21 protein-coding genes are annotated in these 20,440 nt (G+C 68.1%); 18 read left to right on the forward strand and 3 right to left on the reverse strand.

All coding sequences use genetic code 11. The features are described from left to right. The first annotated feature begins 21 nt into the window (after positions 1-21). Together pyk and NVV99_RS14505 are read left to right on the forward strand one after the other, a co-directional pair. A complete protein-coding gene (pyk, locus tag NVV99_RS14500; RefSeq protein ID WP_006554056.1) occupies positions 22-1,443 on the forward strand; it encodes a pyruvate kinase in 1,422 nt (473 codons plus the stop codon). Next, on the forward strand, positions 1,440-2,324 hold the full coding sequence (locus NVV99_RS14505) for an acyl-CoA thioesterase II (protein ID WP_006554055.1): 885 nt from the start codon (positions 1,440-1,442) through the stop codon (positions 2,322-2,324). The genes pyk and NVV99_RS14505 overlap by 4 nt, the downstream gene beginning before the upstream one ends. Here NVV99_RS14505 and NVV99_RS14510 read toward each other — a convergent pair. Beyond that, positions 2,291-2,788, reverse strand: coding sequence for a MarR family winged helix-turn-helix transcriptional regulator (locus NVV99_RS14510; protein WP_024101204.1), 498 nt, complete (start codon positions 2,786-2,788; stop codon positions 2,291-2,293). The genes NVV99_RS14505 and NVV99_RS14510 overlap by 34 nt on opposite strands. Continuing rightward, positions 2,785-3,402, reverse strand: coding sequence for a DJ-1/PfpI family protein (locus NVV99_RS14515; protein WP_019289699.1), 618 nt, complete (start codon positions 3,400-3,402; stop codon positions 2,785-2,787). Before NVV99_RS14515 ends, NVV99_RS14510 begins: the two co-directional genes overlap by 4 nt. A 351-nt stretch (positions 3,403-3,753) precedes the next feature. On the opposite strand from NVV99_RS14515, the gene NVV99_RS14520 reads away from it, so the two are divergent. The 4 genes from NVV99_RS14520 to NVV99_RS14535 all read left to right on the forward strand — a co-directional run bounded on the left by NVV99_RS14520 (position 3,754) and on the right by NVV99_RS14535 (position 7,398). After that, on the forward strand, positions 3,754-4,782 hold the full coding sequence (locus tag NVV99_RS14520) for an isopenicillin N synthase family oxygenase (protein WP_024101203.1): 1,029 nt from the start codon (positions 3,754-3,756) through the stop codon (positions 4,780-4,782). Between the two features lie 78 nt (positions 4,783-4,860). Further along, the gene (locus NVV99_RS14525) at positions 4,861-5,697 is read left to right on the forward strand and encodes a MetQ/NlpA family ABC transporter substrate-binding protein (protein WP_019289697.1); all 837 of its coding nucleotides are present in this window, start codon (positions 4,861-4,863) and stop codon (positions 5,695-5,697) included. Then, entirely contained in the window at positions 5,697-6,716 is a 1,020-nt protein-coding gene (locus tag NVV99_RS14530; RefSeq protein WP_006554050.1) for a methionine ABC transporter ATP-binding protein, read from the forward strand. Before NVV99_RS14525 ends, NVV99_RS14530 begins: the two co-directional genes overlap by 1 nt. 13 nt (positions 6,717-6,729) lie before the next feature. Continuing rightward, a complete protein-coding gene (locus NVV99_RS14535; protein ID WP_016696053.1) occupies positions 6,730-7,398 on the forward strand; it encodes a methionine ABC transporter permease in 669 nt (222 codons plus the stop codon). A 36-nt stretch (positions 7,399-7,434) separates the two neighbouring features. Here NVV99_RS14535 and NVV99_RS14540 read toward each other — a convergent pair whose 3' ends face one another. After that, positions 7,435-8,466, reverse strand: a complete 1,032-nt coding sequence (locus NVV99_RS14540) for an iron-siderophore ABC transporter substrate-binding protein (RefSeq protein ID WP_024101202.1) — start codon at positions 8,464-8,466, stop codon at positions 7,435-7,437. 334 nt (positions 8,467-8,800) lie between these two features. Here NVV99_RS14540 and NVV99_RS14545 point away from each other — a divergent pair, with 334 nt between their 5' ends. The 12 genes from NVV99_RS14545 to nuoK all read left to right on the forward strand — a co-directional run bounded on the left by NVV99_RS14545 (position 8,801) and on the right by nuoK (position 20,401). Next, a complete protein-coding gene (locus NVV99_RS14545) occupies positions 8,801-9,049 on the forward strand; it encodes a hypothetical protein (RefSeq protein WP_024101201.1) in 249 nt (82 codons plus the stop codon). A gap of 80 nt (positions 9,050-9,129) precedes the next feature. After that, positions 9,130-9,534, forward strand: a complete 405-nt coding sequence (locus NVV99_RS14550; protein WP_080678464.1) for a response regulator transcription factor — start codon at positions 9,130-9,132, stop codon at positions 9,532-9,534. 259 nt (positions 9,535-9,793) lie between these two features. Then, the gene (locus NVV99_RS14555) at positions 9,794-10,153 is read left to right on the forward strand and encodes an NADH-quinone oxidoreductase subunit A (protein WP_016935086.1); all 360 of its coding nucleotides are present in this window, start codon (positions 9,794-9,796) and stop codon (positions 10,151-10,153) included. Positions 10,154-10,254: 101 nt separating this feature from the next. After that, positions 10,255-10,809 carry an NADH-quinone oxidoreductase subunit B family protein gene (locus NVV99_RS14560; RefSeq protein ID WP_006554043.1) on the forward strand — a complete coding sequence of 185 codons (555 nt, stop codon included), beginning with the start codon at positions 10,255-10,257 and terminating at the stop codon, positions 10,807-10,809. Beyond that, positions 10,806-11,522: an NADH-quinone oxidoreductase subunit C gene (locus tag NVV99_RS14565; protein ID WP_024101200.1), complete on the forward strand. Its 717-nt coding sequence runs from the start codon at positions 10,806-10,808 to the stop codon at positions 11,520-11,522. The genes NVV99_RS14560 and NVV99_RS14565 overlap by 4 nt, the downstream gene beginning before the upstream one ends. After that, on the forward strand, positions 11,519-12,823 hold the full coding sequence (locus NVV99_RS14570) for an NADH-quinone oxidoreductase subunit D (RefSeq protein ID WP_024101199.1): 1,305 nt from the start codon (positions 11,519-11,521) through the stop codon (positions 12,821-12,823). The genes NVV99_RS14565 and NVV99_RS14570 overlap by 4 nt, the downstream gene beginning before the upstream one ends. Then, positions 12,820-15,006, forward strand: coding sequence for an NADH-quinone oxidoreductase subunit NuoF (gene nuoF, locus NVV99_RS14575; protein ID WP_080678463.1), 2,187 nt, complete (start codon positions 12,820-12,822; stop codon positions 15,004-15,006). The genes NVV99_RS14570 and nuoF overlap by 4 nt, the downstream gene beginning before the upstream one ends. Continuing rightward, positions 15,003-17,474 carry an NADH-quinone oxidoreductase subunit G gene (locus NVV99_RS14580; protein ID WP_024101197.1) on the forward strand — a complete coding sequence of 824 codons (2,472 nt, stop codon included), beginning with the start codon at positions 15,003-15,005 and terminating at the stop codon, positions 17,472-17,474. The genes nuoF and NVV99_RS14580 overlap by 4 nt, the downstream gene beginning before the upstream one ends. Continuing rightward, positions 17,471-18,772 carry an NADH-quinone oxidoreductase subunit NuoH gene (gene nuoH / locus NVV99_RS14585; protein ID WP_024101196.1) on the forward strand — a complete coding sequence of 434 codons (1,302 nt, stop codon included), beginning with the start codon at positions 17,471-17,473 and terminating at the stop codon, positions 18,770-18,772. Before NVV99_RS14580 ends, nuoH begins: the two co-directional genes overlap by 4 nt. Beyond that, complete coding sequence (gene nuoI, locus NVV99_RS14590; RefSeq protein ID WP_024101195.1) at positions 18,772-19,317, forward strand: NADH-quinone oxidoreductase subunit NuoI; 546 nt, start codon at positions 18,772-18,774, stop codon at positions 19,315-19,317. Before nuoH ends, nuoI begins: the two co-directional genes overlap by 1 nt. Beyond that, positions 19,314-20,105, forward strand: a complete 792-nt coding sequence (locus tag NVV99_RS14595; protein ID WP_024101194.1) for an NADH-quinone oxidoreductase subunit J — start codon at positions 19,314-19,316, stop codon at positions 20,103-20,105. Before nuoI ends, NVV99_RS14595 begins: the two co-directional genes overlap by 4 nt. After that, positions 20,102-20,401 (forward strand): NADH-quinone oxidoreductase subunit NuoK, encoded by a 300-nt coding sequence (gene nuoK / locus NVV99_RS14600; RefSeq protein WP_016935375.1) that lies wholly within the window; start codon positions 20,102-20,104, stop codon positions 20,399-20,401. Before NVV99_RS14595 ends, nuoK begins: the two co-directional genes overlap by 4 nt. Positions 20,402-20,440: the final 39 nt, after the last annotated feature.

The raw sequence follows: 20,440 nt of genomic DNA on the forward strand, positions 1-20,440 counted from the left end.
CTCGGAGGCTAGGCTCGAAGCGTGACCCGACGCACCAAGATCGTTTGCACTATGGGGCCGGCCACCGCCGACCCCGATGTCCTGCGGAATCTCGTCGACGCCGGAATGGACGTCGCCCGCCTGAATTTCAGCCACGGTGAACACGCCGACCACGAGGGCCACTACAACCGGGTCCGCGCTGCGTCGGAGGCCTCCGGGCACGCCGTCGGTATCCTCGCCGATCTCCAGGGGCCGAAGATCCGGCTCGGACGATTCGCCGAGGACCGCACCGTGTGGGAACACGGTGAAGTGGTCCGCATCACCGTCGACGACGTGGTCGGAGACCACGACCGCGTCTCGACCACCTACAAGGAACTCGCCCAGGACGCCGTCGCCGGCGACCGGTTGCTCGTCGACGACGGCAAGGTCGGTCTCGTCGTCGAGGCGGTCGAGGGCAACGACGTCGTCTGCCGCGTCATCGAGGGCGGACCCGTCAGCAACAACAAGGGTGTCTCCCTGCCGGGGATGAACGTCTCCGTTCCGGCCATGTCGGAGAAGGACATCGAGGATCTCGAGTTCGCACTGCGCCTCGGTGTCGACTTCATCGCCCTGTCGTTCGTGCGGTCGCCGGCCGACGTCGAACTCGTTCACGAGGTCATGGACCGTGTCGGGCGGCACGTGCCGGTGATCGCCAAGCTCGAGAAGCCCGAGGCCGTCGAGAATCTCGAGGCCGTGGTCCTCGCCTTCGACGCGGTCATGGTGGCGCGCGGCGACCTCGGCGTCGAACTTCCGCTCGAGCAAGTACCGCTCGTGCAGAAGCGCGCGATCCAGATAGCACGTGAGAACGCCAAGCCCGTCATCGTCGCGACGCAGATGCTCGAATCGATGATCGAGAACTCGCGTCCCACTCGCGCCGAGGCCTCCGACGTGGCCAACGCCGTGCTCGACGGCACCGACGCCGTGATGCTCTCGGGTGAGACCTCCGTCGGCAAGTTCCCCGTCGAAACGGTCCGCACGATGGCGCGCATTATTGCCGCCGTCGAGTCGGATTCGACGGAAGTGCCTGCGCTGACGCACGTTCCGCGCACCAAGCGCGGTGTCATCTCGTACGCCGCCCGCGACATCGGCGAGCGTCTCGACGCCAAGGCGCTCGTCGCGTTCACCCAGTCGGGCGACACCGTGCGACGACTCGCGCGGCTGCACACCCCGCTGCCGCTGCTCGCGTTCACGCCCGTCCCGCACATCCGCAACCAGCTGGCGCTGACGTGGGGCACCGAGACCTTCTCGGTCGAGCCGGTCGACACCACCGACCAGATGGTCGAACAGGTCGACGCGGCGTTGCTGTCGCTGGGCCGGTACCAGCGCGGCGACCTCGTGGTGATCGTCGCCGGAGCGCCTCCGGGACGCTCGGGTTCGACCAACCTCATCCACGTGCACCGGTTGGGTGAGAAAGACACCCGGTGACACTGTCGGACACAACGGATCTCGACGTTCTCCTCGGCCTCCTCGATCTGGAGCAGGTCGAGGAGAACGTCTTCCGTGGTGGTCATCCCGAGCAGGTCGGCAGCCGCACCTTCGGCGGTCAGCTCGTCGCGCAGGCGCTCATTGCGGCCGGACGCACCGTGGGTGATCGTCCTGTGCACGCGATCAACGCCCATTTCATCCGGGGCGGCGACGTCAAGCGGCCCATCGACTACCACGTCGTCACCCACCGGGACGGCCGCGACTTCGCGAACCGGATGGTCACCGCCTACCAGGACGACCAGGAACTGTTCGTCATGCTCGCCGCCTTCCAGCGGTGGGGCAAAGGCCTCGAACACTCGGTGACCGTTCCCGATGTTCCCCTGCCCGAAGCGCTTCCGCCGATCGGCGAACGCCTGCGCGGCTTCGAGGAGCAGTTGCCGCATTTCGTCGGCGCGCTCAAGCCGATCGACATGCGGTACGCCAACGACCCCGCCTGGGTGTTGCGGGGAACGGGGGAGAAGCTCGGCCACAACCGCGTGTGGATGCGCGCCGACGGGCAACTGCCCGACGATCCGCTGCTCCACGTCGCCACGCTGGCCTACGCGTCCGACACGACCGTCCTCGATTCGATCCTCACCACGCACGGCCTGTCGTGGGGACTCGACCGGATCGTGGCGGCGACGGTCAACCATTCGATCTGGTTCCACCGTCCGCTCCGCTTCGACGAATGGCACCTGTACGCCACGGAATCCCCGGTAGCGGCCGGTTCCCGTGGTATGGCGACGGGACGCTACTTCACCATCGAGGGCGAACTCGTCGCGACCGTCGTGCAGGAAGGGCTCATCCGTCACTTCCCGCCGCGTCGTCCGTCGGGGAGCTGATCGGCCGATCGGTCGAGGGCGGCCGACAGCGCGCGCATGCCCTCCACGATCCGCGCCAGGTTCTCGGATCCGGTCTCCTCGCACAGTGCCCGCGCGGCGTCGGCGTGAGCGGGGCCGATGGCACGGATCGCGTCGCGACCGGCCGGTGTCATCGCGACGAGCTTGGCGCGACGGTGCGCCGGATTGGGCCGGTACTCCGCCAGGCCCTTGTCGACGAGGAGATCGGCGATGCGCTGCACGCTCTGCCGGGTGATGCCCATCTCGCGGGCGATCGCGGACACCGGCAGCGGAGCGGAGGAGACCGCGCCGAGGACCTGCCACCAGGCCGCGGTCAGGCCCACCGGACGCGCCAGGGTCTCGGCCAGCGCGAAAAACTGGCCGTTGAGCCGGAAGGCCGTCAGTGCGGCCGCGCTGAGCAGTTCGGCCTCCGCCGGGTGCTGCTCGGCCGCGTTCTGCTCCGTCACGAGCCGGAGGACATGAGTTCGTAGTAGCCGCGCGGGTCGCGCTCGCCGTAGAGGGCGTACCAGGCGTCGAGGACGCGCGGTTCGTACATGTCGAGCCGGGTGAAGATCGCGCGGGCGAAGTCGACCGGGGCGATGCCGCTCGCGGTGATGAGATCGCCGTCCGTGACCGCGGGTTCGTCCCGGTACAGATCGGCGCCACCGTATCCGACGCTCTGCAGGAATTCTGGAGCGTTGCTCGTGTGCGGCCGCTCGTCGAGCAGGCCGGCAGCCGCGAGCGCTCCGGTCGCGCCACAGATCGCGGCCACCGGAACGCCGGCGTCGAGGAATTGCCGGGTCTTGTCGACGAACGGGGCGTAGGCGTCGGTCGGCCAGATGTCGTTGCCCGCGAGGATCAGCATCGCGCTGTCCTCCGGCGTGATGTCTGCGAGCACGGCGTCGGGAAGGATGCGGAGTCCGCCCTTGGTCGTGACCGGTTCCGTCGTGGCTCCGACGGTACGGACGCGGTACCGGCCGGGGCTGCGCTGCCACTCGGGATCTGCGATATGTGGCGTGACGTATCCGATCTCCCAGTCCGCCAGGGTGTCGTACACGGCGACGTGAACTGTTTCGGTCATGACAGTATGCTGACAAAACGACAGCCTGCTGTCAATGGTGTCGCACTGCCGGTCGAGGATGATTTGCCGGGTGGTCCAGGCGGCGATTAGCCTTGATCAGGACCACGTCGTGGCGCCACTGTCGTCGAAGGTCGCACGCGACCTCATCGGAGGAGAACATGGGCAACACTCACGCGCAGACTGTGAGCACACGCGCTCGAAGCGCCGTGGCTCCTGCGTGTTGTCGTTGCCGCTGATCACCCCCGTCGGGGCTGCTCGCACTGCTCTCACGATTCCCCTGGGTCCGCTGTGACCGACGATCCGGCGGTGACCGGGAATTCCTCGCATCCGATGCGGTTCGAAAGGCACATCATGTCCGATTCGACAGTATTGCCCGTCATCGATCTGTCCGATCTCGACGGCGACGACACCACACGCAACGCCCTGCTCGATCGCCTCCGGGAGGCCACCCACGAGATCGGGTTCTTCCATCTCGCCGGTCACGGGATAGAGCCCGCGCTCGCCGACGGGCTCGTCGCGGCGGCACGCGAATTCTTCGCCCTCCCCGAGGCGGACAAGCTCGCGATCGAGAACATCCGCTCGCCCCACTTCCGCGGTTACACCCGTGTCGGTGGCGAACGCACCCAGGGCTATGTCGACTGGCGCGAACAACTCGACATCGGCCCGGAACGCGATGCCGTCGCCGAGGTCGACCCCGACCGCCCCTGGGAGGTGCTGCACGGCCCCAATCTGTGGCCCGAGCAGGTCCCCCGACTGCGCGAACTGGCCCTGCGGTGGATCGACGAGGCCGGCAACGTCGGACGCCGACTGCTCGGTGCATGGGCCGAATCCCTCGGTGCCCCCGCCGATCACTTCGAGGACGCCTTCGCCGATCCCGACCCGCTGCTGAAGATCGCGCGGTATCCCGGGCACGACCGCTCGGTCACCGATCAAGGGGTCGGCAGCCACAAGGACGTCGGCGCGCTGACGTTGCTGTATCCCGAACCCGGCAGCACCGGCTTCCAGGTCGAACGCGACGGACGTTGGGTCGACATCGACCCGCTCCCAGGGCATTTCATCGTCAACATCGGAGAACTCCTCGAGGTCGCCACCGGCGGTTACCTCCAGGCGACCGTCCATCGTGTGCTGCCGCCCCCGGCGGGCACCGACCGCGTGTCGCTGCCCTTCTTCCTCAATCCCGGTCTCGACCGCGAACTCCCGGCGGTGGGGTTGCCCGCAGATCTGGCCGCGGCCGCCCGCGGCGTCGGCCCCGACGCACACGGCGGCACGCTGCACGCCGTCTACGGCCTCAACGCACTCAAGTCCCGCCTGCGGGCACATCCGAACGTGGCGGAGCGTTTTCACGCGGATCTCCTCGCCCGCTTCGCCGCACCCCGATAATCGATCTGTCCGTCCCCGTATTTCCAACGTCCCCGTATTTCCAACGTCCCCGCATTCCCAACGGAAGGTATCCACCCGATGTCACTGCGTCGTATCGTCGTCGCGTCCGCCGCGCTCACCCTCGCTGCGGGTCTCGCGGCCTGCTCGTCGTCCGAAGGTGACGACACCACCCTCCGGATCTCGGCGTCGTCCACCCCGCACGTTGAGATCCTCGACCAGATCGTGAGCACCGGGGCGCTGGGCGACTACAAGCTCGACATCGTCGAGATCACCGGGGAGGTCGATCCCAACGAACTGCTCGAGGCCGGTGACGTCGACGCGAACTTCTTCCAGCACGAGCCCTACCTGACGGACTGGCAGAAGCAGAAGGGTATCGACGACCTCGTCGCCGTCGCCGACGTGCACCTCGAGCCCATCGGCCTCTACTCGAACAAGATCGCCTCGCTCGACGAGCTGAAGGACGGCGACACTGTCGCCGTGCCGCGCGACACCACCAACTACGCCCGCGCGCTGTACCTGCTCGAATCGGCCGGTCTGCTCGAGATGGACGTGCCCTTCGAGGAGGCCGACCTGTCGGTGGTCACCGAATCGAACATCACCGCCAACCCGAAGAACCTGAACCTCGTCAGCATCGAGCGTCCGCAGCTCGCCCGTCAGCTCGACGACGCGCAGATCACCGCTGCCGTGATCAACTCCAATTACGCGCTCGAAGCCGGCCTGAACCCGGCCGAGGACGCCATCGTCACCGAAGAGGTCGAGAACAACCCCTTCTCCAACCTGCTCGTCGTGCGGGCCGAGAACGAGAACGACCCGGCAGTGACCGCGCTGGCCGAGGCCCTCGAGTCGCCCGAGACGGCTGCCTGGATCGAGGAGACCTACTCCGGCGCCGTGCTGCCGGTCCACTCGACGAACTGATGATCGTCGTCGAGAACCTCGTCAAGACCTTCCCCGGAGCCGGGCGCTCCGGGGAGGTCGCGGCGTTGCGAGGGGTGTCGCTCGAGATCCCCGACGGCGAGATCTACGGCATCGTCGGCCCGTCCGGATCCGGCAAGTCCACCCTTCTGCGCTGTCTGAACCTGCTCGAGCGGCCTACCTCGGGACGGATCCTGCTCGGCGGGGACGACCTGTCGACCCTGTCCGGCGCGGAACTGCGAGCGGCGCGTCGCCGGATCGGGACGGTCTTCCAGCAGTTCAACCTACTGCACTCGCGCACCGTGATCCGGAACGTCGAATTCCCGCTCGAAGTGGCGGGGATCGACAAGGAACAGCGCCGCAAGCGGGCGCTCGAGCTGCTCGATCTCGTCGGCCTGGCCGGCAAGGGGGAGAGCTATCCCTCGCAGCTGTCCGGTGGACAGCAGCAGCGCGTGGGCATCGCCCGCGCACTCGCCGTCGAACCCGAGGTACTGCTGTGCGACGAGGCCACGAGCGCCCTGGACCCGGACACCACCGATCAGGTCCTCGATCTCGTCGCCGAGGTGAACAGACGACTGGGCGTCACGGTCGTGGTGATCACCCACGAACTCGGGGTGCTGCGCCGGATCTGCAGCTCGGCAGCTCGGCTCGCCGCCGGACAGGTGGTCGAGACGGGCCGGATCGTCGATCTCGTCGCCGATCCCGAGTCGGCGCTCGGGCATGCGCTCGTCCCGGTCGGCACCGACCCGTCGACGGGTTCGGGTGCCGACACGGCTCTGGTCACCGCGATCGGTGATGCCGCGCACGGACCGTGGCTCGCGGAGATGATCCGCGCGATCGACGCCGACATCGCTGTGGTCGGCGGCCGGGTCGAACAGGTCGGCAGCGTCACCGTGGGCCGGATGCGCCTTCGGTTCACGGCGGGTACCGATCGGGCACTCATCGAGGGGTTCGTGGCCGAACGCCCGTATCTGAGCCTGGCGTGGGGGACGGAAGCCGAATTGGAGGGACTCACGGAATGACGGTGCAGGCGCGATGAACAAACTGCAGTGGTACGACGCCTTCCCGGAGGTGTGGGAAGCCACCCTCGAGACGCTCTACATGGTTGCGGTGTCCTTCGTGCTCACCGTCGTCGGTGGTGTGCTGGTCGGAATCGTGTTGCAGTTGACGTCCCCGTCCGGACTGTGGCCGCGCAGGACGCTCAACACCGTCCTCGGCGTGATCGTCAACCTCTTCCGGTCGCTGCCCTTCCTCATCCTGCTGATCGCGCTGATCGGGTTCACCCGCTTCATCGTGGGTACCGCGATCGGGCCGACCGCGGCGATCGTGCCGTTGACCATCGGTGCCATCCCGTTCTTCGGCCGGATCGTCGAATCCGCTTTGCGGGAGGTGCCCCGGGGCCGGGTCGAGGCGGCCCAGGCGATGGGGGCCACCAACGCGCAGATCGTGCGCAAGGTGCTGCTGCCCGAAGCGCTGTCCCCGCTGATCGCCGGTGCCACCCTCACCCTCGTGCTGCTGGTGGGCTATTCGGCCATGGCCGGTGTCATCGGTGGTGGCGGTCTCGGCGACTTCGCGATCGTCTACGGCTACCAGCGGTTCAACACGCCGGTGCTGTTGCTCGCGGTGGTCGTCCTCATCGTGATGGTGCAGATCATGCAGTCGATCGGTGATCTCATGGTCCGCAGGCTCGCGCACCGGCGGTGACGCCCGAGAGCCGGGCGCACCACCGGTGCGTCCGGCTCAGCGGTCGAGCTTCGCGATCGCCTCGTCGACGAGCGGGACGTAGCGGTCGATCGACCACGGCACGGTGAGCGGATTGATCATCGACGATCCCGTGACGAACGGCTGTTCCTCCGGCGCGACGAGCGAGCCGCGCGCGATCGCCGGAATTTGCTGGTAGACGGCCTGCGATTCGATCTCCGCGCGGTTCGCCGGGTCGGAATAGAACGTGAAGATCAGATCCGAGTCCTTCAGCAGTCCGGCGTTCTCGAGCCCGATGACCGCCGAGTCGGTGCCCTCGGTCTCCTCGAGCGTCTCCGCGACCGGGTCGACCGTCAGCCCGAGTCCGCGGACCATCGCCACGCGCTGCTCGTCGGGCATGAACACGCCCAGCGTGCTGGGGCCGGTGTTGTAGATATACGAGAACGTCACCCCGGCGTATTCGGGATGCTCCGCCGCGGTGCGTTCGAAGGTGTCATCGATCCCCGTGATCAGATCCAGCGACTCGTCGTGCCTGCCGAGTGCGGTGCCGATGGTCTCGATCTGGTCCTGCCAGGTGATCGTCCAGGGCAGTTCGGGGTAGGCGACGGTCGGGGCGATCGCCGACAGCAGGTCGTACTGCTCCTGCGTGATGCCCGACCACGGCGCGAGGATGACGTCCGGGGCGAGTCGGGCGATCGCCTCGACGTCCACCTCGGCGCCACCGGTGAACTGCTCGGGCAGCGGCTCGCCGCGTTCGGTCAGTTCCTCGTGGATCCAGGGCAGATATCCGGTTTCGTCGCTGCCCCAGGGATATTCCTCCATCCCCACTGGGGTGACACCCAGTGCGATCGCCGTCTCGGCCGAACCCATCCCGAGCGTGACGACCCTTTCGGGCTGCGCGTCGATCTCGGCGGTGCCCAGTGCGTGCTCGATCGCGACGGGTTCGAAGTCGCCCGTCGGAGAACCGTTCGAGTTGTCGACACTGCCGGACGAGCAGGCGGTGAGTGCGACGGCGGCGGCGAGCGCGACTACCGCGCGTGACCCGAGGCGGCGCGGGGACAGAAATTTCATGGATACCTCTCACTGATCGGACCGGTTCGAGAGGTGAGCCTAACCTTCTGAAGGGGATGCCGGTTATCGGCAGATTTCCGGGCCGTCCGCAACTTCGTGATGTCCCACAAACAGATCACGAGACGGATGTCACATTTGATAGTATTCTGTTATCGAAACCGCTCACGTCCCGAGCGGGAAAGGGGACGGCCGCACTCGGCCACCGCGGGGGTTCGCTCATCACCGACGATTCGTCGACCGGGAACGATGAGTGGATGCGGGGGTACCGGATGCGTCGTTCCGGGGAGGAACGGAGATGCTCATGGTTGCATCCACGGATAAGAGGTCCGATTCGATGCCACGCTCGAACCGGCGGATTCTCGCGATCATCGCGCTCACGGGAATGCTCACGATCGGATTCCTGGCTGCGGTGTTCACCGCGTCGTATCTGATCGGTGCCGCATTCGCCATGCTCACCGGCGCGTGCATCGTGCTGGCGCACCTGATGATCGCGCCCGCCTCGATCATCCACGACAACGAGACGGAGACGGCCATCCGTCCCGAGATCCGCGAGCGGTGGCATCCGCTCGGTAGTGGATCCTGAGCTCGTCCCGGCCCGCCGACGTCGCGGCGCCGCCGCGACACGCGGGTTCCCCGGACGGGCGGGTGTGCTCGGTTAGCATCTTGCCCGTGACCGACTCGCTGCGCATCCTCGTCTACAGCGACGATGCGACCGTGCGGCAACAGGTTCGTGATGCCCTCGGTACCCGGCTGCACCCGGATCTGCCTCCACTCGACTACGTCGAGGTCGCGACACCGCCGGTCGTCGTCGAACGCATGCACGCCGGCGACATCGCCCTCGCCGTGCTCGACGGTGAGGCCGCCCCCGCGGGCGGCATGGGCCTCGCGAAACAACTCGAGGACGAACTCGACTCGTGCCCGCCGATCATCGTGTTGATCGCCCGGGCCGACGACGAATGGCTCGCCCGCTGGTCGGGCGCCGAGGTGGCGCTGCGTCATCCCGTCGACCCGATTCGGCTCGGCCGGCAGGTCCTCGCGCTGCTCACCCCTCGCTCCCGCCCCTCCTGACCCTTCCGACGCGCGACCGCCCGGCCGCGAACTCGTATGTGGGGCCGGAAAATCTACCCTCCTTCCCGTTGTCGAGCAGCCCGACACGCCGCCCCGAATCGAGGGCGTGAAATCGCGACAAGTCCGACGCGAACAGCACTAGTGTGTGCCGTGACTCACAACCCTGGGCCGGGACGGAACCGCCCGGTGCACGGCGGGGGTGGGTTCGCGGGCGACGAGCAGACCCGCGGCCGGATTCGCGCAAGCAACCGGAGGTCGCATGAACGCTTACGTACCGATCCTGGTACTCGGTGGCATCGCGCTTGCCTTCGCGGTCTTCTCCGTCGCGGTGGCGAGCCTCGCGGGCCCGAGCCGATACAACCGCGCCAAGCTCGATGCGTACGAGTGCGGTATCGACCCCACACCTCAGCCGGTGGGAGGTGGCCGCTTCCCGGTGAAGTACTACCTCACCGCGATGCTGTTCATCATCTTCGACATCGAGATCGTCTTCCTGTACCCGTGGGCGGTCCATTTCGACGCGCTCGGCGTCTTCGGTCTGGCGGCGATGGCGCTGTTCATGTTCAACGTCTTCGTCGCCTACGCCTACGAGTGGAAACGAGGAGGCCTGACATGGGACTGACGACCCGCGTGTACGACGGGATGTCCTGCAAGCGAACGGGTTACGAGAGCGGACGACAAACGACCGGGCGTCCGGTCCGATTCCGGGGAAGGTGACGGGCGATGGGCATCGAGGAGAAGGTCCCCAGCGGTTTTCTGCTCAGCACCGTCGAGACCCTGGCCGGTTTCGCGCGCAAGGGCTCCTTGTGGCCGGCGTCCTTCGGGCTCGCGTGCTGCGCCATCGAGATGATGGCCACCGCCGGTGGCCGCTACGACATCGCCCGCTTCGGTATGGAGGCCTTCCGGGCCTCCCCGCGACAGGCCGACGTCATGATCGTCGCCGGCCGAGTCAGCCAGAAGATGGCTCCCGCCCTGCGCCGCGTCTACGACCAGATGGTCGAACCGAAGTGGGTGCTCGCGATGGGCGTGTGCGCCTCGTCTGGCGGCATGTTCAACAACTACGCGATCGTTCAGGGGGTCGACCACGTCGTCCCCGTCGACATCTACCTTCCGGGCTGCCCGCCCCGGCCCGAGATGCTCCTGCACGCCATCCTCATGCTGCACGAGAAGATCGCGCAGATGCCCCTGGGTGTGAACCGGGCCGAGGCGATCCGCGCCGCCGAGGAAGCGGCCCTGGCCCAACGTCCCCTCATCGAACTGACGGTGCCGCCGCGATGACCGATCTCGAACGGACAGGATCCGACCACGACGACCGCGCCGACGAGGTGATCGCCGTCCGACGCGGCATGTTCGGGGTGCGTGGATCCGGTGACACCAGCGGCTACGGCCGCCTCGTGCGCCGGGTGACGCCGCCCGGCAGCACCGAGCGACCCTACGGCGGGTACCTCGACGACCTCGTCGACACGCTCGAGGACGTCCTCGACGAGCAATCCGGCGACACCGGCGTCGGCTATGCCCAGGCGGTCGAGAAGGTCGTCGCGCACCGCCACCAGCTGACCGTCTTCGTCCGCCGCGAACATCTGCCGCTCGTGGCCCGCACCCTGCGCGACCATGCGGACCTCCGCTTCGAGCTGTGCCTCGGGGTCAGCGGGGTGCATTACCCGCAGGAGACGGGCCGCGAACTGCACGCGGTGTATCCGCTCGTCTCGATCACCCACAACCGTCGGATACGGCTCGAGGTCGCGATCCCCGACAGCGACCCGTACGTCCCCTCGCTCTACCGCACCTACCCGACGAACGACTGGCACGAGCGCGAGACCTACGACTTCTTCGGAATCGTCTTCGACGGGCACCCTGCGCTCACCCGCATCGAGATGCCCGACGACTGGCACGGACATCCCCAACGCAAGGACTACCCTCTCGGCGGCATCCCGGTGGAGTACAAGGGCGCCCGGGTCCCGCCACCCGACGAACGGAGGGCGTACACGTGACGAGCGAACCCGCGACCGAGACCGTCTTCGACGCCGTCGGACGCGACTGGGACGGCATCACCGCTGCCGTACGCGACAGCGGCGAGGACCACATCGTCGTCAACATGGGCCCCCAGCACCCATCCACCCACGGAGTGTTGCGCCTGATCCTCGAGATCGACGGCGAGACCGTCACGGAGGCCCGATGTGGAATCGGCTATCTGCACACCGGAATCGAGAAAAACCTCGAATTCCGCAACTGGACGCAGGGCGTCACCTTCGTCACTCGCATGGACTACCTCGCCCCGTTCCACAACGAGACGGCCTACTGCCTCGGCGTCGAGAAGCTGCTCGGCATCGAGGATCTCGTCCCCGAACGCGCGCAGGTCGTGCGGGTGATGCTCATGGAACTCAACCGCATCTCCTCGCACCTGGTGGCGCTGGCCACCGGTGGCATGGAACTCGGCGCGACCACCCCGATGCTGTTCGGTTTCCGCGAACGCGAACTGATCCTCGACGTCTTCGAGACGATCACCGGACTGCGGATGAACCACTCCTACATCCGGCCCGGCGGACTGTCCCAGGACTTGCCCGACGAAGCCGTGCCGATGATCCGCGACCTGCTCGCCCTTTTACCCGGCCGGCTCGCCGATCTCGAAGCCCTGTTCACCGACAACCCCATCTTCATCTCACGCACCCGCGACATCGGCTGCCTCGACCTCACCGGCTGCATGGCCCTCGGGATCACCGGACCGATCCTACGGTCCACCGGACTGCCCTACGACCTGCGCCGCGCCGAACCCTACTGCGGCTACGAGACCTACGAGTTCGACGTCGTCACCGCCGAGGGATCCGACTGCTACGCGCGCTATCTCGTCCGGATCGGGGAGATGCACGAATCGTTGAAGATCGTCGAACAGTGCCTCGACCGGCTCCGCCCCGGACCGGTGATGGTCCAGGACGGCAAGATCGCCTGGCCGTCGAAACTGCAGCTCGGACCGGACGGACTCGGCAACTCGCCCGACCACATCCGGCACATCATGGGCGAGTCGATGGAGGGTCTGATCCACCACTTCAAGCTCGTCACCGAAGGCATACGTGTCCCGGCGGGACAGGTCTACATCGGCGTCGAATCGCCACGCGGCGAACTCGGCGTCCACATGGTCAGCGACGGCGGCACACGCCCGTACCGCGTGCACTACCGCGACCCGTCGTTCACGAATCTGCAGGCCGTCGCGGCGATGTGCGAGGGCGGCATGGTCTCCGACGTGATCGCTGCCGTCGCCAGCATCGACCCGGTGATGGGGGGAGTGGACCGATGAGCACCGAATTCGTGCGGGCTGCGGGCGCGGAGACCACCGGCACCGCGGCCACGAGCGAGACCACCACCGCCGTGCCGATGACCGAACCGGCCGGAGGCGAACCAGTCCTCGTGCCGCTCGGGCCGCGACCCGACGAGGACACCTATCTCACCCCACCTGACGCACCGCGCCGCTATCCCGACGACGTGCGTGCCCGTCTCGACGCCGACGCCGACCGGATCGTCGCGCGCTACCCGCAGCCACGATCGGCGCTGCTGCCGCTGCTGCACCTCGTGCAGGCGGAGGACGGGTACATCACGCCGGCCGGCATCGAGTTCTGCGCCCGGCGGCTCGGGCTCACCGGCGCCGAGGTCGCGGCCGTCTCGACCTTCTACACCATGTACCGCCGCTCGCCGACCGGCCGCCACCACGTCGGGGTGTGCACGAACGCGCTGTGCGCGACGATGGGCGGCGACGAGATCTTCTCCGCCCTGTGCACCCGGCTCGGCATCGGACACGACGAGACCACCGCCGACGGCGCGATCACCCTCGAACACATCGAATGCAACGCGGCGTGCGACTACGCCCCGGTGATGACCGTCGACTGGGAACTGTTCGACAATCGCACTGTCGACTCCGCGATCGAACTCGTCGACGACCTGCTCGCCGGCGGCACACCCGCACCGACGCGCGGCGCCCCGCTGCGCAACTTCCGCGACACCGCACGCCTGCTCGCGGGGATCCCCGACGACCGGCCCGGTGCGCTCGAGGCCGCCGGTACCGCCGGGCCGGCCTCCCTCGCCGGGCTCGAGGTCGCCCGCAAGCACGACATGCGGGCACCGGAACCACCGGAGAAGGACGAGGCCGTCGTCGCCGTCGGGAAATCGCCGACGGGTCTGACCCCCGTACTCACCCGTTATTGGGACGAGGAACAGGCGTGGACCCTCGACGCCTACCGGCGGCACGGTGGATACGAAGCCCTGCCCATCGCGCTCGGCATGGACCCGGATGCGGTCATCGCCGCAGTCAAGGATTCCGGGATCCGCGGTCGCGGCGGCGCCGGATTCTCCACCGGAACCAAGTGGTCCTTCATCCCGCAGGGCGACGACAAGCCGCACTATCTCGTCGTCAACGCCGACGAATCCGAGCCGGGCACCTGCAAGGACATCCCGTTCATGCTGGCCACCCCGCACGCCCTCGTCGAAGGCGTGATCATCGCCGCCTACGCGATCCGCGCCCGGCACGCGTTCATCTACCTGCGGGGAGAAGCCGTCCCGGTCCTGCGGCGTCTGCACGCCGCGGTCGCGGAGGCCTACGAGGCCGGCTGTCTCGGACGCGACATCCTCGGCTCCGGATACGACCTCGAACTCGTCGTCCACGCCGGTGCGGGCGCGTACATCTGCGGTGAGGAGACGGCACTGCTCGACTCCCTCGAGGGTCGGCGCGGCCAACCACGCCTGCGCCCGCCCTTTCCCGCCGTCGCCGGGCTGTACGCATGCCCGACCGTGGTCAACAACGTCGAATCCATCGCGAACGTCCCGCTCGTCATCCGCAACGGAGTGGACTGGTACCGCTCGATGGGCACCGAGAAATCACCGGGATTCGCGATGTTCTCGCTCTCCGGGCACGTCACCACCCCCGGCCAGTACGAGGCCCCGCTCGGCATCACGCTGCGTGAGCTGCTCGGCTACGCCGGAGGTGTGCGGGTCGGCCACCGGCTCAAGTTCTGGACACCCGGTGGTTCGTCGACCCCGATCTTCACCGACGAACACCTCGACGTCCCCCTGGACTACGAGAACGTCGCCGCCGCCGGGTCGATGCTCGGGACCCGGGCCCTGCAGATCTTCGACGAGACCACCTGCGTCGTCCGCACGGTGCTGCGCTGGACCGAGTTCTACGCCCACGAATCGTGCGGCAAGTGCACCCCGTGTCGCGAGGGCACCTGGTGGCTCGTGCAGATCCTCGAGCGGCTCGAACACGGCCGGGGCACCGAGGCCGATCTGGAGAAGCTGCTCGACATCTCCGACAACATCCTCGGCCGGGCGTTCTGCGCGCTCGGTGACGGCGCGACCAGCCCGATCACGTCGTCACTGAAGTACTTCCGCGACGAATACGTCGCCCACTTCGAGCACGGCGGCTGCCCGTTCGACCCGCACCTGTCGACGCTCGCCGCCGACGCCCCCGCGGAAGGAGGCGAGCGATGACCGCAGTGTCCGGTGCCGGTGCGGAGAAGTCCGAGACCACCGACCTCGTGAACGTCACCATCGACGACACCGAGATCGCCGTGCCCAAGGGCACTCTCGTGATCCGCGCCGCCGAACTGATCGGGGTCCAGATCCCGCGGTTCTGCGACCACCCGCTGCTCGAACCGGTCGGTGCGTGCCGCCAGTGCCTCGTCGAGGTCGAGGGCCAGCGCAAACCGCTCGCCTCGTGCACCTCGGTGGTCACCGACGGGATGGTCGTGCGCACCCAGTTCACCTCACCGGTGGCCGACAAGGCCCAGCGCGGCGTGATGGAACTGCTGCTCATCAACCATCCGCTCGACTGTCCGGTATGCGACAAGGGCGGCGAGTGCCCGCTGCAGAACCAGGCGATGTCCAACGGACGCGCCGAGTCCCGCTTCGAGGACACCAAACGCACCTACCCGAAACCCATTGCGATCTCCTCGCAGGTGCTCCTCGACCGCGAACGCTGCGTGCTGTGCGCGCGGTGCACCCGCTTCGCCGACCAGGTCGCGGGCGACCGGTTCGTCGAGATGCTCGACCGCGGGGCGCTGCAGCAGGTCGGCATCTACACCGAGGAACCGTTCGAGTCGTACTTCTCCGGCAACACCGTCCAGATCTGTCCGGTCGGCGCGCTCACCGGCGCCGCCTACCGGTTTCGCGCCCGCCCGTTCGATCTGGTCTCCACGCCGAGTGTGTGCGAACACTGCGCGAGCGGCTGCGCCCAGCGCACCGACCATCGTCGTGGAGCCGTGCTGCGCCGACTCGCCGGGGACGACCCCGAGGTCAACGAGGAATGGAACTGCGACAAGGGACGCTGGGCGTTCACCTACGCCACCGCCGACGACCGCCTCACCACGCCGCTCGTCCGCGACGACACCGGAGCGCTCGTTCCCGCATCGTGGATCGAGGCGCTCGGCGTCGCTGCGCGCGGGCTGGCGGCGGCGCACGGCAGAGCCGCGGTCCTCACCGGTGGCCGGCTCACCGTCGAGGACGCCTACGCGTACGCGAAGTTCGCGCGAACGGCGCTCGGCACCAACGACATCGACTTCCGTAGCCGAGCCCTGTCGGAGGAGGAGACGGACTTCCTCGCCTCGAGGGTCGCCGGACGGCGTCTCGACGTCACCTACCGCGACCTCGACCGCGCGCCCGCGGTGCTCCTCGTCGGATTCGAGCCGGAGGAGGAGTCGCCGATCGTGTTCCTGCGGCTGCGCACGGCGGTCCGGCGGAACAGGCTGCAGGTCTTCACGATCGCACCGTTCGCCTCGCGCAGCGTCCACAAGCTGTCGGGGCGGGTCGAACAGTGCGTCCCGGGCGACGAGGCACGCGCGCTCGACGCGATCCGCACCGGCGCATCCGCCGACGCCGCGGCCGCGCTCCGGGCTCCCGGTGCGATCGTGCTGGTGGGGGAGCGGGCCGCAGCCTCGCCCGGCACGCTGTCCGCCGCCGCGGTCCTCGCCGACGAGACCGGAGCCCGCCTCGCGTGGATCCCGCGCCGCGCCGGTGATCGCGGAGCCCTCGAAGCCGGCGCCTTCCCGACACTTCTCCCCGGCGGCCGTCCGGTCGGCGACCCGCAGGCCCGGCGCGAGACGGAGTCGGCGTGGGGTCTCCCGGCCGGCACCCTGCCGACGGAACCGGGTCGCGACACCGCCGCCATCCTCACTGCGGCCGCCGAGGGTGAAATAGGTGCGCTCGTGGTCGCCGGCGTCGACCCCGCCGACCTGCCCGATCCCGATGCCGCACTCGCCGGTCTCGACGGTGCCGGCTTCGTCGTGAGTCTGGAAGTGCGACGCAGCGGGGTGACCGACCGCGCCGACGTCGTCTTCCCCGTCGCGCCGGTGGTCGAGAAGGCCGGGAGCTTCCTCGACTGGGAGGGACGCGAACGTGCCTTCCCGATCGCGCTCCGCGACACCGGAGCACTGCCCGACCACCGGGTGCTCGCGGCGATCGCCGACGCGATGGACCTCGACGCCGGCCTCGCCGATCCGGGTCCCCACGACGTCCAGACCCTGCGTCACGAACTCGCGGAACTCGGACGATGGACGGGCACCGTTCCCGAATCGCCGGGAGTGTCCCCGCGACCTCCACGACGTCCCGTTCTCGGGGAAGCGGTCCTCGCCACCTGGCGGATGCTCCTCGACGCGGGCCGATTGCAGGACGACGAACCGCACCTCGCCGGAACGGCGCACGAACCCGTCGCCCGTCTGTCGGCCGCGACTGCCGCGGAGATCGGCGCCGCCGACCATCATTCGCTCACCGTCTCCACCGAGCGCGGCTCGATCACTCTGCCGCTGGTGGTCGACGACCTGCCCGACCGCGTCGTCTGGCTGCCCACCGCCTCTCCGGGATCGATGGTGCACGTCGATCTCGGCGTCACCGCCGGTGATGTGGTGCGGATCCGGGCCGCCGCCACGACGGGTTCCGGATCGGCCGAGGAGGATCCGCGATGAGCGTCACCACCCAACCCGTGGACCTGTCGATGTTCGGCATCGACCCCTGGTGGCTCGTCCTCGCGAAGGCCGTGGCGATCTTCGCGTTCCTCGTGCTGACCACCCTCGTGATGATCCTCGCCGAACGCAAGATCATGGCCTGGATGCAGATGCGGGTCGGACCCGACCGGGTGGGACCGAAGGGACTGTTCCAGACCGTCGCCGACGGCCTCAAGCTCGCGCTCAAGGAAGGCATCATCCCGACCGGGGTGGACAAGCCGATCTACATGCTCGCCCCGATCATCGCGACGGCCCCGGCGTTCATGGCGTTCGCGGTCATCCCCTTCGGGCCGGAGGTGTCGATCTTCGGGAACCGGACGCCGTTGCAGCTGACCGATCTTCCCGTCGCGGTGCTCTACGTCCTGGCGATCACCTCCGTCGGCGTCTACGGCATCGTGCTCGCCGGCTGGGCCTCGGGTTCGACCTATCCGCTGCTCGGTGGCCTCCGCTCGACCGCGCAGGTCATCTCCTACGAGATCGCGATGGGACTCGCGTTCGCCGCGGTCTTCCTGCAGGCGGGCACGATGTCGACCTCGGGCATCGTCGCCGCGCAGAACGACCTGTGGTTCGTCGTGCTGCTGCTGCCGTCCTTCCTGGTGTACTCGGTGTCGATGGTGGGGGAGACCAACCGGGCTCCCTTCGACCTGCCCGAGGCCGAGGGCGAACTCGTGGGCGGTTTCCACACGGAGTACTCGTCGCTGCGGTTCGCGATGTTCATGCTCGCGGAGTACGTCAACATGGTCACCGTCTCCGCGCTCGCGACCACCCTGTTCCTCGGCGGCTGGCACGCGCCGTGGCCGCTGACGCTGTGGAGCGGCGCGAACTCGGGCTGGTGGCCGCTGCTGTGGTTCGTGATCAAGGTGTGGGTCGTGCTGTTCGTCTTCGTGTGGCTGCGCAGCACCCTGCCGCGACTGCGCTACGACCAGTTCATGGCCCTGGGCTGGAAACTGCTCATCCCCGTCTCGGTGGTGTGGGTGATGATCGTGGCCGCGCTGCGCATCCTCGACACCGACGACGTCCTGCCCGGCACCGCGAGCCTCATCGTCGCCGGGGTGCTGTTCACCGCCTTGCTGTTCGCCTACCTCACCCTGCAAGGGCGGCGGACCCGGCGCATCGCACAGGCGACGGAACCACCCGCCGGCGGCGACGAGGAGTTCGACGCCATGGCCGGAGGCTTCCCCGTGCCACCACTACCTGCTCGGTCGAGCACCCGATCGAGTCCGCCCGCCCCGGCGGGTCGTCCCCCAGGAGGATCGTGATGGTCGAATTCCGCGGCCCGCTCGCCGGTTTCGGTGTGACGCTCACGACGATGTTCAAGAAGCCCAACACCGAGCAGTATCCGGAGCAGAAGAGACCCACCGCACCCCGCTATCACGGACGCCACCAGCTCAACCGGTATCCGGACGGACTCGAGAAGTGCATCGGCTGCGAACTGTGCGCGTGGGCGTGCCCGGCCGACGCCATCCACGTCGAGGGCGCCGACAACACCGACGAGGAGCGGTACTCGCCCGGCGAACGGTACGGGCGCGTCTACCAGATCAACTACCTGCGGTGCATCGGCTGCGGACTGTGCATCGAAGCGTGCCCGACCCGCGCGCTGACGATGACGAACGAGTACGAGATGGCCTCCGACAACCGCACCGACATGATCTACGAGAAGGACCGCCTGCTCGCACCCCTCGAACCCGGGATGCAGCCACCGCCGCATCCCATGGCTCCCGGCGCCACCGACGAGGACTACTACCGGGGCACGATCCCCGTCCCGGAACACGCGGCCGCCGCCGACGGGGAGGAGCGCCGGTGACCACCGCCCTGCTCGCCGCCGAACTCACCACGACCTCCACCGGGGAGGCCGTGCAGTTCTGGATCCTCGGCGCCGTCGCGGTTCTCGGGGCGCTCGGCGTCGTCGTCGCCCCGAAGGCCGTGTACTCCGCGCTGTTCCTCGCCATGACGATGATCGTGCTCGCCGTCTTCTACATCGCGCAGGACGCGTTGTTCCTCGGTGTGGTGCAGGTCGTCGTCTACACCGGCGCCGTGATGATGCTGTTCCTGTTCGTGCTCATGCTCGTCGGTATCGACTCCGCCGACTCCCTCGTCGAAACCATCAAGGGACAGCGTGTTCTCGCGATCGTCGTGGCGATCGGCTTCGCGGCGATGCTCATCGGTGGCATCGGGAACACCGCGGTCTCCGGCTTCGCGGGACTCGACGCCGCCAACGCCGGCGGCAACGTCGAGGGCCTGGCGGTGCTGCTGTTCATCGACTACGTCTGGGCGTTCGAACTCACCGGAGCCCTGCTCATCACCGCCACCGTCGGTGCGATGGTGCTCGCCCACCGGGAACGACTGCAGCCGAGGCAGACCCAACGCGAACTCGCTGCACGCCGGTTCCGCGAAGGGGAGCGGGTCACTCCGTTGCCGGCCGCGGGTGTCTATGCCCGCCACAACGCCGCCGACGTCCCGGCCCTGCTCCCGGACGGAACGTTCTCGGAACTGTCTGTCGGTGAGCTGCTCGGCCGCATCGGACGCGACTGGGACCACACCGAACTCGGCCTGCGCGAACCCGGTGACGACGCGAGGAAGGATCGGCGATGAACCCCGAGAACTACCTCTACCTGTCCGCACTGCTGTTCACCATCGGCGCAGTGGGAGTTCTCGTCCGCCGCAACGCCATCGTCGTATTCATGTGCGTCGAACTGATGCTCAACGCCGCCAACCTGGCCTTCGTCACCTTCGCGCGGATGCACGGCAACCTCCACGGACAGGTGTTCGCCTTCTTCACGATGGTCGTCGCGGCCGCCGAGGTCGTCGTCGGTCTCGCCATCATCGTGACCATCTTCCGGACGAGGCGATCGGCCTCCGTCGACAACGCCGACCTGCTCAAGTACTGACGATTCCACGAGGACGGTGAGTGTGAGAGCCCACGACGA

Origin of the sequence: Rhodococcus sp. PAE-6, from assembly GCF_025290685.1 — a bacterium.
In the GTDB taxonomy this organism is placed as follows: Bacteria; Actinomycetota; Actinomycetes; order Mycobacteriales; family Mycobacteriaceae; genus Rhodococcus; species Rhodococcus pyridinivorans.

Bases quoted from the DNA above. Each gene is read 5' to 3' on its own strand.
- NVV99_RS14515 (WP_019289699.1), bottom strand. From the start codon at position 3,402: ATGACCGAAACAGTTCACGTCGCCGTGTACGACACCCTGGCGGACTGG.
- NVV99_RS14520 (WP_024101203.1), top strand. From the start codon at position 3,754: ATGTCCGATTCGACAGTATTGCCCGTCATCGATCTGTCCGATCTCGAC.
- NVV99_RS14525 (WP_019289697.1), top strand. From the start codon at position 4,861: ATGTCACTGCGTCGTATCGTCGTCGCGTCCGCCGCGCTCACCCTCGCT.
- NVV99_RS14530 (WP_006554050.1), top strand. From the start codon at position 5,697: ATGATCGTCGTCGAGAACCTCGTCAAGACCTTCCCCGGAGCCGGGCGC.
- NVV99_RS14535 (WP_016696053.1), top strand. From the start codon at position 6,730: ATGAACAAACTGCAGTGGTACGACGCCTTCCCGGAGGTGTGGGAAGCC.
- NVV99_RS14540 (WP_024101202.1), bottom strand. From the start codon at position 8,466: ATGAAATTTCTGTCCCCGCGCCGCCTCGGGTCACGCGCGGTAGTCGCG.
- NVV99_RS14545 (WP_024101201.1), top strand. From the start codon at position 8,801: ATGCCACGCTCGAACCGGCGGATTCTCGCGATCATCGCGCTCACGGGA.
- NVV99_RS14555 (WP_016935086.1), top strand. From the start codon at position 9,794: ATGAACGCTTACGTACCGATCCTGGTACTCGGTGGCATCGCGCTTGCC.
- NVV99_RS14560 (WP_006554043.1), top strand. From the start codon at position 10,255: ATGGGCATCGAGGAGAAGGTCCCCAGCGGTTTTCTGCTCAGCACCGTC.
- NVV99_RS14565 (WP_024101200.1), top strand. From the start codon at position 10,806: ATGACCGATCTCGAACGGACAGGATCCGACCACGACGACCGCGCCGAC.
- nuoF (WP_080678463.1), top strand. From the start codon at position 12,820: ATGAGCACCGAATTCGTGCGGGCTGCGGGCGCGGAGACCACCGGCACC.
- NVV99_RS14580 (WP_024101197.1), top strand. From the start codon at position 15,003: ATGACCGCAGTGTCCGGTGCCGGTGCGGAGAAGTCCGAGACCACCGAC.
- nuoH (WP_024101196.1), top strand. From the start codon at position 17,471: ATGAGCGTCACCACCCAACCCGTGGACCTGTCGATGTTCGGCATCGAC.
- nuoI (WP_024101195.1), top strand. From the start codon at position 18,772: ATGGTCGAATTCCGCGGCCCGCTCGCCGGTTTCGGTGTGACGCTCACG.
- nuoK (WP_016935375.1), top strand. From the start codon at position 20,102: ATGAACCCCGAGAACTACCTCTACCTGTCCGCACTGCTGTTCACCATC.